This window comes from bacterium, from assembly GCA_039961635.1.
Classification (GTDB): Bacteria; 4484-113; 4484-113; order JAGGVC01; family JAGGVC01; genus JABRWB01.
Map to the genome: position 1 here is coordinate 1 of JABRWB010000070.1, position 9,488 is coordinate 9,488.

Annotated in this window: 6 protein-coding genes and 1 other RNA gene; 6 read left to right on the forward strand and 1 reads right to left on the reverse strand. The window is 55.6% G+C overall.

Annotation, left to right across the window (positions count from 1 at the left end):
- Positions 1-504: 504 nt before the first annotated feature.
- The 4 genes from HRF49_10585 (at position 505) to HRF49_10600 (ending at position 6,262) form a co-directional block, all read left to right on the forward strand.
- Positions 505-753, forward strand: a complete 249-nt coding sequence (locus HRF49_10585; GenBank protein ID MEP0815094.1) for a hypothetical protein — start codon at positions 505-507, stop codon at positions 751-753.
- 909 nt (positions 754-1,662) lie between these two features.
- Positions 1,663-1,905, forward strand: coding sequence for a hypothetical protein (locus HRF49_10590; protein ID MEP0815095.1), 243 nt, complete (start codon positions 1,663-1,665; stop codon positions 1,903-1,905).
- Positions 1,906-2,067: 162 nt separating this feature from the next.
- The gene (dnaG, locus tag HRF49_10595) at positions 2,068-3,852 is read left to right on the forward strand and encodes a DNA primase (protein MEP0815096.1); all 1,785 of its coding nucleotides are present in this window, start codon (positions 2,068-2,070) and stop codon (positions 3,850-3,852) included.
- Positions 3,853-4,123: 271 nt separating this feature from the next.
- Entirely contained in the window at positions 4,124-6,262 is a 2,139-nt protein-coding gene (locus HRF49_10600; GenBank protein ID MEP0815097.1) for a PKD domain-containing protein, read from the forward strand.
- A 172-nt stretch (positions 6,263-6,434) separates the two neighbouring features.
- Here the strand turns inward: HRF49_10600 and ffs are convergent.
- Positions 6,435-6,531: signal recognition particle sRNA small type (ffs, locus tag HRF49_10605), an RNA gene on the reverse strand.
- A 50-nt stretch (positions 6,532-6,581) separates the two neighbouring features.
- Between ffs and rfbD the strand changes: the two genes are divergently transcribed.
- Positions 6,582-7,475 carry a dTDP-4-dehydrorhamnose reductase gene (rfbD, locus tag HRF49_10610; GenBank protein ID MEP0815098.1) on the forward strand — a complete coding sequence of 298 codons (894 nt, stop codon included), beginning with the start codon at positions 6,582-6,584 and terminating at the stop codon, positions 7,473-7,475.
- A gap of 248 nt (positions 7,476-7,723) precedes the next feature.
- Positions 7,724-9,488, forward strand: a 1,765-nt coding sequence (locus tag HRF49_10615) for a hypothetical protein (GenBank protein MEP0815099.1), incomplete at its 3' end; no start/stop codon positions are given.

The following is a 9,488-nucleotide window of genomic DNA, read 5'->3' on the forward strand; positions in this document are numbered from 1 at the left end:
GCGAGCTGTTCAGCCACCGCAACCCCACGTACAACGAGAACACGATTGCCCTTCCAAGCGACCGCGGCGCGCTGGAAATAAGCGGAACGAACCTGATGTACGAAGGCACGCGGGTCAAGACCTGGATCATCGGAAGGGACGTGAATCCGGGGGGGAGGGGTATAGGCGAAACCTATCCCCACGGCATGTTCAGATTACCCGGACTGCGGCCGCCCTGCACAGCGGACACGCTTGGCGGATTCGGTAATTCGGTAAACAATCTTGGGATCGAGCCGGGAGGTGGGGGCGGTACGGGGTCGGGCAAAAGCAGTTGCTCCGATTTGCGACTTTGCGCACCAGGTATGTCAGGTTCCCCTTCCTCATGCTGCTGTATTGATGTCGACGACGCATTTGAAAAGTGCATTTCCTGCGGCGGTTGCTGCTGCGCCGAGGCAAACGTCACATATGCATGCGAAGTTCCTTCGCTTCCCAATGGCTATTCAAATTATAAAGAAGCATTGAAGGATGATCCGTCATATAGGCAAGCGTATTGCAGTTATCTTGCGTGCAATGTTGCGGAAGCCCAAAAGTATTTCACTGTTTGCGATCCTGAGACTTCTTGGGGTTGCTGCAAAAGCTATTGTGAAGAAGTTCTGGATTATACTGGCGGAGGAGGCGGCGTTGCGGGTGGGGGTAGAGGTGGTCAAGGCGGTAGTGGATGTAGCGGATGCGGAAAAGGAAAATGGGGCAGGGGTGGCAAAGGAGGAGAAATAATGCAGGGCCGCGGGCGAGGGGCCATACCCAAGGAGCTTCAAATATTCATAACGGGTCTTAAATGTTTGCAGGCTGGTATAAACGATAGCAGCTGCCTCAACAAAGCATGTTGCAATTGGTTTTTCCAAAACGAAGAATGTGATGTTTGTAACACCATGGTTCTGCATCGAGTTCTATTAATGGGTCCTTCTAGGCTAAGTATGGCAACAGAAGGGGATCCTTTCTGTGTAGATGAAGAGGGAAATGAGCGGTACATATATACTCGATGCGATGTCGGAAAAGATAAACGCACCAAATTATTAATACCCGGAATAACAATATGCAAAGAGCACTTGCCAATTACCACAATTCATGACGAACCTTATGGCGGGAGTCAAGAATGCCTGGCGGCCGCAGCAATAATTATTGACGTATTTTAATGTGAATTCGGCGAAAAAAAAGGCGAGGATTGCGCCGAGTATCTTGTTGGCCTCGCTCTTGAATTATGCAATTGTGCACAAGGTAAGGGATTGTGTTGATGCCAAAAGAAGTAGGTAAGTTGAAATATCTATCCAATATTGTGGCATTGGGATTGTTGATTTCCTATGCCTTGGGATTGCATAGGGCGTGGGCAGTATTTCATTGGACTAGTATAAACCGGCAAATTCATAATTTCATTAGCGCTCCTTTGCTTTATATATTTCTTTCTTTTGCCACTCTGCATATTATTGAATACATATTTATTCCCATTAATCAAGTTTCCAAAGAACGGTCTATTTGGCTGGTTAAGTCGGTTATTATAATTGCGGGAATAATTATTTCGATTTACCTAACCCGGGGAAACTGGGTGGGTACAATTAGGTAATGGCATATAATATATTAATTATATTATTCAAGGATTATGATGCTTTGGTGGCATTGAATATGTCCATGTTTGACAACTGCCAAATTACAGAAATTACAACGAGAGATACCTATCTGATCGCTTTCGACCGCTTGAACCGGATCAAGCAGGAGAAGATGACCAACGGCGGGACGACCCGCTTCCAGTTCGACCACACCTACGACAGCGCGGGGAACCGCACCAACCTGACCATTGCGGGCAACCTCTACCCCGCCCGCAACTTCAACTACACGTTCAACGCCCAGGGACGGCTGACGTCCGCGGCGTGAACGCCGCGCTCCCTGGATTGGGGATGGTTGTGCGCGGCGAAAACGCCGCGCTCCCCGGTTCAGACCTCAACGGGCGCACGCATTTTGCGCCTACAAATCGGGCGAGCAGCCGCCCGCCCCTACGATGCACGCGGCTGCCGGCCGCCTACTATAATCCTCCCCGTGGCTTGGGCCGACGACATCCGGAGCAAGGTTGACATCGTGGACGCGATAGGCGAATACGTCCAGCTCAAGCCGGCCGGGCGCGCCCAATGGAAGGCTTGCTGCCCGCTGCACAACGAGACCAAGCCGTCCTTCAGCGTGAACGCCGAGAAAGGCGTCTGGTACTGCTTCGGGTGCAAGAAGGGGGGCGACGTCGTGAAATTCATCCAGGAAATAGAAAGCCTGGACTTCCGGGAGGCGCTCGAATTCCTGGGGCACAAGTACCATATTCCCGACCCCGGGACGCCGGCTGCGGGCAGGACGAGCGGCGAAGGCAGGCTGCGTGCGGAGGGGCGCGAGGCGCTTCATCGTGTCCACGAAGAAGCCGCCGCGTTCTATCACAACATACTCGTCAACACCTCGATGGGAGCGGAGGCCCGGCGGTATCTGGAAAAGCGCGGGATCGGGATCGAGGCGTGGCGCAAGTTCATGCTGGGCGCGGCGACCGACGGATGGGAGGATTTGTCGCGGGAGCTGTTGCGGAAGGGCGCGCGGGAGAGCGATCTTTTGTCGGCGGGGCTTTCGTCCAAACGGCGGGACGGGACGGGCGTGGTTGACAGGTTCCGCAACCGGATAATCTATCCGATAAAGAATCCAAGCGGGCGCTTTGCGGCGTTCGGGGCCAGGGCGCTGGGCAATGAAGAGCCGAAATACCTGAATTCGTCCAACTCGCCGATTTACAACAAAAGCGACGCGCTGTACTGGCTGTCGGACGCGAAACGCGCGATCGCGACGCTTGGATACGCCGTGCTGGTCGAAGGATACATGGACGTTATCGCGCTCGTCCAGGCGGGGATAGAAAACGTCGTCGCGTCGTGCGGGACGGCGATGACGGAGGCACACCTGAAAGTGCTTTTCCGTTACACGCGTAACGTCGTGATCGCGTTCGACGGGGACGGCGCGGGGCGTGACGCGGCGGTGCGGACGGCGGCGCTTGTGGTCGCGGCGGGGGCTGTGCCGCGGATCGCGCAGCTTCCTGATGGCGCCGACCCGGACGACTTCGTGCGCAAGAACGGGGGGGGGGCGCTGCGCGAGCGGATCGAAAAGGCCGTGGATCCGGCTGCGTTCGTTCTGGACATGCTCGGTGCGAACGCGTCGGGAAGCGCGAGGGAAAAGGAAGAGTGGATAGCGCGTCTGGCGCCTATCGCTTCGCTTGCCGCGCCGCTGATCCGCGCGGAGTTCGTGCGCACGATCGCGGGCCGTCTGGGCATCGCCGCGGGCGCGGCGGATGCGCTCCTCATCGCGCATGCCCAGACAGGCGGAAATCCGGCAGCGCGGGCCGCGGGCGCGGCGGGAAAGTCAACGCTGCTTTCGCCGAGGCTCATGACCGAGGCGGCAGTGCTTGCGGGAATTTTGCGGGAACCGGCGAACCTGCGTACCGCGCTGGACGCGGGATTGTCCGACGCGGATTTTGAAACGCGGGCCGCAAAATGCGCGTGGCGCGTGCTCTCTTCGGAATCCGACCCGGCGCGTTGGGACGCGGCGCTGCTTTCGAGCGAGGCCGGAGCGGAAGGCGCAGCCGAGCTGTACGGGATAATCACGGACGCGGGGCGGTTCCCCCACCAGCGGGACTTCGCGAAGCGAGTAGAGCGGCTCATCTCGCTTAGGGCTGCGAGCGGGGAAGCGGCAATCCTGCGCAAGCTGGCCGAAGCCGAGAAGGCGGGGGATTCCGAGTCGGTAGCCCGGCTGGCCCGGGAGCTTGCCGAATTGCGCAGGGCAGGAAAAGTCGCGGGACAGGCGGATTAGCAATAGGCGCACAAACCATCGGCGCCGCGAAATCCGGAAAACCAAACGCTTGCGGCGCCGCAGACTGGCCGGAATGTTTTTTGAATGCCCCGCTTACTTTAATATTATATAATTTGCGTCTGATTAGCCAATTTGGAGTGATACGGCCTGAATCGCCTTTCAATTTATTTTCAAAAGACTTTTGATTAGCTTGACAGGCGGCGTATGCCGGGGTATAATGCCCGTACCTCCAACCCCCTTCCTCAAAGGCGTTTTAAGGGAGGTATCGAAAATGAACCGGTATTTCATCACCGTCACAGCATCGGTGGCGGTTTTGTTCGCATTGATTCCGGGATGCGGAAAGGGCAAGGCGGATACGCGGCTTCAACCGGAGGCGCCGCCCGCTTTCACATCGGACACGCAATCCGTCACATGTTCGCAGCACGCTTCGTTTGATCCGATAATCGCCGCGAAGCTGTCGGAAGCGTTCGAAAAAGAATGGGGGCGGACTAATCACGATAACGCGCCCCAATCTTCGAGCTTTTCAAGTGAAGCTCCGGACCCGTCGCTCCTTGCCATGCTGCGAATGGAGCTGGAGCGCAGTCTGGCCGAAAGCAAACAGCCTAGCCGCGAAGGCCGCGCACCTGTGGGGATGGCGGGGAAAGTGCGGGATTTAAGGCGTCAATCGGTCGGAGGGTTCGGGCACGCCGGTTTGGCCTGGACGTATACGAATCTTGGGGATTACAACCTTGACGGAGAAGTGACCGTTGCCGACCTTACCCCAATCGCTGTTTATTACGGCAAGTCCGTTTTCGACTTGTCGCTCGGAAGCAGAGACAGGGAACTTATCGAATACTTGGACGGTGACGAAAGCGGTATCGTAGACATCGGCGACGTCACGCCAATCGCGCTCAATTTCGATTCACAGGTAAGGCAATACATCGTCCAAGGTTCGGATTCCCCTGACGGCCCGTTTCGGGATGCAACCCAACGGCTGGTGGCCTTCGATTTCAATGATTCGGTGTCCGAAAAAATCACGCTGAGCATCGCCATCTCCCTTCCCTACAAGTATTTCATCGTAGTGCCGGTTGACGGCTCTGGCAACCGGGGGGAACCCAGTTTTCTTGCGCCGAACGGAAATGCCGGAGGTGAATATCTCGGCCCTTCGATTGTCTCAATTTCGGGCAATTACGGCATGGAAGGCGATACGATAACGCTCTCTGCAGAGTTGGAAAATAGCGAGGGCGCGGATTTCAATTGGTCATTCGGAGGCGCGGGCTCGCCGTCTTTTTCTTCTTCGCCCAGCCCCTCGCTGACGCTGTCCAAGCAAGGTGTTTATTTGGCAAAGCTTACGGTTTCAAACAAATACGGCTGGACGGCGCGCGGATTCAGTATTGCTGTATGGAAGCCGGCAGAGATTCCAGACGGCTGCATTTGGATAGACACGTTGGACAGCCATCCGGATCGGAGAGTGGTTTTCGACGTTTACGCCCATAGGATGTCAACCGCCGCGCAAGGTTATTTGGAACTGGAAATCGAGTTTCCGGCGCCGATTTCCGCCGGAGATGTGGATTTGATTAAATACACTCCGGCAGATGCGTCGCAACATGAGGACTATTTGCCTCCGGTTCAAAACTGGATTTGCAACGATGATTTTGCGAATCCTATGTCCGCTTGGTACGGGGCGGTATCGAACGGTCAGAAACTGGTAATGCGCGGCTATCTTGATGTCGGGGCCGGAGAAAGCGCACGCATATGCTCTTTTTCACTTCCGGCCATAGCAACACAGGGTATCCAACCCAGCTCGGTCCGAATAACTTTATTCGAAAAAAGCGGCGCGCGATCTCTTGATAATTGGGCAGGAAGATTCGAATGGAAAACCGAATCGGGATTTTCAGTCAAAAGAGGCTTGGGATACGGCGGTGAGCCTATAATGCCCAGCGCAGGAGCTGCGGCAACGTTCAATAGTGCCGCAAATGCTGTGGATATTTTGTTGTGGTCCTGGCTTCCTGGAGATACGGACGGCGACAATGTCGTTTCCGCTTTCGATTTTCAATCTATTGCGCTTAGATTTCTAAACGGGTCCGATGACGGCGAAGAAGACGACTTGGACAAAAGAGTGGACGCTGACGGCAACGGCGAGGTCGGGATATCGGACATCACGCCAATTTCACTTAATCATCATCGCACGCTTGCATTCTACGATAAGTATTGCGTTTATCGCGACGGAGCGGAAATCGCCAGGATTGACGCGGATCCCTTGCCGGAGCGAAATTCTCCGATTCGCCCGGTTCAATTCCAAATTTACACCGATCAAACCCCGCCCACAGGAGGTCATGTTTACACTGTCCGCGCTTACGATTCTGCAACCGGCGAGTACGGTCCGGAAAGCAAGGGCGCGGCGGTTTCGATTCCGGAGTCAGCCAACTAGCCATACCAACCTTCTGATCCTCCCCGGACGCTCGCAGGGCGGGAGAAGGCTTTATATGTGGTTACCGGGGGTCAATTCCCGGCGGGAGAGATGTGCGGTGCCGGGAGCGTCCGGCACGGCGGGCGGGAGCAATCCCGCCCGCTTTTTCTTTCGGGAGGAATGTCGCAGGCCCCGGGGTTAGGTTCCTCCCGGCACAGCCTCTTTTCATTACCGCTGCTTCCTTCCGGACCTGACGGGGTTTTGAACGTCGGCTTGCAGAAGTCCCAACCCCGGGAGATGTATTATAACAAGTGTGTCTTCGGGCGTGAATATAAATAGATTGAGCGGCGCTTCGCGGCCGGAGCGACATTTAATAATCGGCGCGGGACAGGTGGGGACTGCGCTGTCGAAATCCCTGTCCGCGCTTTTGAATCCCGTGCGGCTGCTTGTGCATTCGGAATATGACCTGCGCGAGCCTGCAAAGCTCGAATCCATACTGGATTCAGAGGATTTCGACCGCGTCTGGCTCACCGCCGCGATTACAAATGTGGACTGGTGCGAGGAACATCCGGACGAGGCCTTCGCGGTAAACGCCGTTGCGCCAGGCGAGATTGCCCGTATATGTTCGGACCGCGGGCTTTCGCTGGTGCACTTCAGCACGGATTATGTATTTGACGGGCTTTCAAACGGCAAAACGCGAAACAAGCCGTATATCGAAAGCGATGCAACGAATCCGCTGAACGAGTATGGCCGCGCAAAGTTGCAAGGGGAAAAACTTGTGGCGGCTGGGCATCCGTCTGCTTCCATTGTCAGAACGAGCGCGGTTTATGCACCCGCAGGGACAAACTTTTTCAAGGCAATTCTTGGCAAATTTCATGAAATGGGAAGCGTAGAAGTCGTTTCAGAGCAATTTGTCTCGCTGACCTACGCGCCGCACCTTGCGGATTGGCTTGCTGCTTTTCACAAGCAGCTTCCGCAGGGCATCTTCCACGTGGCGGGCTCCGGCGCCGCAAGCTGGTTTGAGATCGCCCGGGCTGCGTTCGGGCTGCTCGGACTTCCCGAATCGGGAGTACTGCCTACCGGCGCAGGAATCCCAGACAGGCCTGCGCGAAGGCCCGCGTATTCGGTGCTAGGCAGCGAGGTTTTGCCCGCGTTTTCATTTCCGTTCCTGCCTTCTTGGCTTGAAGGACTGTCCAGTTGGGCGGCCGAATCCAAGCTGATGGGTAATTCTTAATAATGGGTACCATTCCCCAGAGGATTAGAAATGAGATTTGTGGGTATACTGAAGGCGGTTATGGGCGAAAAAATTTTGCCGGAAAACCGCATTTTGACGGCGGCCGTGGACGGCCCGCCGTATTGCGCTTCAAGGTTGACTTTGGAGCGCACTAAGAATATAGTACTCCCTTTGAGGAACGTACTGAGGAGGCGCTCAGCATGCCGGGTAAGTTTGCGCGGTTAATTGCGATTCTTTTCGTGGCCTTAATGGCCGGTTTTACTTTGTTCGGCTGCAACGGCGGAGAGGATGGCGGGACCACCCCGCCGCCGCCCGACGTGCCGGATGTGCCGGACGTGATTTACCGCGGCCGGATTGACCAGGCTCCGGAAGTGGAAGCTCGTTTCGTGGACAGAAATCTGCGCAACGAAAGCTTGACCGATAATCCGCTATCCGAGGATCCGATTTTTGATTTAATCAATCAGGCTCAACAGTCGCTGGACATCGCGGTTATGCGGATCAACCGCCAGGAGTTTGTTGAAGCGCTGCTTCGTCAGTCCCAGATCGTAAAGGTTCGTATCCTGACCGAAAAAGCCTTCTACGACAATCCGGTTTACAAGCCCTTCTACGAGCAGCTTGAAAACGAGACGCTAAACAACAACAATATCGAAATCCGCACGGACCTTGAAGGCGAGCCTCGCATGATGCACTCGCGTTTTATGATCATTGACAACGCTCGAACCGTGGTCGGCAGCTACGATTGGGCTGCGGCCGGGGCGAAGGATACAATCGGAGACGTTGTCATACTCAAGGATTCCCGGGTAACCGCGGCGTTTAAAAATCAGTTCGAGCAGATGTACACCAACCGGCTGTTTGGCCTCGCCAAGCAAGACGCAACCCAGCATGTCTGGCAGGTTGGCGGCGGAAGCGGGCGCATCGAGGTTTACTTCGGCCCGACCGATGATTTGCGCGGACGAATCCAGCAACAGATTAATAGTTCGGTCAATATCGGCTTTTCCATAAAAGAGTTCAGCGATCTGTCCCTCGCGAATTTCATTCTCAACTGGGTCAGTCTGGGAACCTTCACGGATCCTCTTACCGGACGCACCGATCCCCTCGATCGCAACTTCACGGGCGTGATTAACGACGTCGGCTTCGATACGACTCTTGAAGAGCAGGCGATCTACGAAGCTTTCGTGAACAGGATTCTGCAAGGAACGGAGGGCCAGCAGGGCGGCCTCGTTCTCACGAACAGCTCGATCAACAACGGTAACCCTTACAATTCAACCGTGAGCAACCACAAGTATCTCATTTGCGATCGCGAACTTGCACAGGTTTCGCACGTTGCCGGGCAGCTCTCGCTTGCTCCGGACGACGCCCCAAGCGTAATTACCGGCTCCGCCAACTGGACGCCTTCGTCGTTTGATTTCAACGACGAGTGCATGGTGATTCTTACCGGCGATCCTTTGGTTGTGAAATACGTAGGCCAGGTCAATCCGGCCGCGCCCAGCTTCAGCGAGATTCAAACCGATGTCAGACCGGAGGATTTCGGCGAATTCATTCCGAATATGCTTCAGTTCCCCAACATCGCAAGTCCGACCTCAACGGTCATTCCGAATCTCGAAGTTCCATACGCGATCATTTACGGCGTAATCCGCAATTTCAAGCCCGAAGTGACTATTACTACGGGCGAAGGCGGCGAACCGCTGACCATTCCAATCAATGTGATGTTCGCCGTTTCCGGAAAGCTTTATCTTTCCACATCGCAATCGGACGAAGATGAGTTCCAGCTGGAAATCCGCAACTTCGACAGGAGCGAATCCACCAACCCCCTGCACGGATACGTGATAACCGTTCCGGCGGGTGATTTAACAATCAGCCCTGTCCTTACCTACGCCGACGACGATTCCCCGATACCCGACGCGAACAATCCAACCTACAAGGTCAGCGTCGGTCCGGGAGGCGTCCGCAGACTCGACGTCACAATCGGCAGCATTGCCGCGCCGACCGACGGAGGAGGGGGCGGCGGCGGCG

Coding starts and splice junctions, on each gene's coding strand:
- HRF49_10585 (MEP0815094.1), top strand. CDS start 505: ATGATCCGTCATATAGGCAAGCGTATTGCAGTTATCTTGCGTGCAATG.
- HRF49_10590 (MEP0815095.1), top strand. CDS start 1,663: ATGTTTGACAACTGCCAAATTACAGAAATTACAACGAGAGATACCTAT.
- HRF49_10600 (MEP0815097.1), top strand. CDS start 4,124: ATGAACCGGTATTTCATCACCGTCACAGCATCGGTGGCGGTTTTGTTC.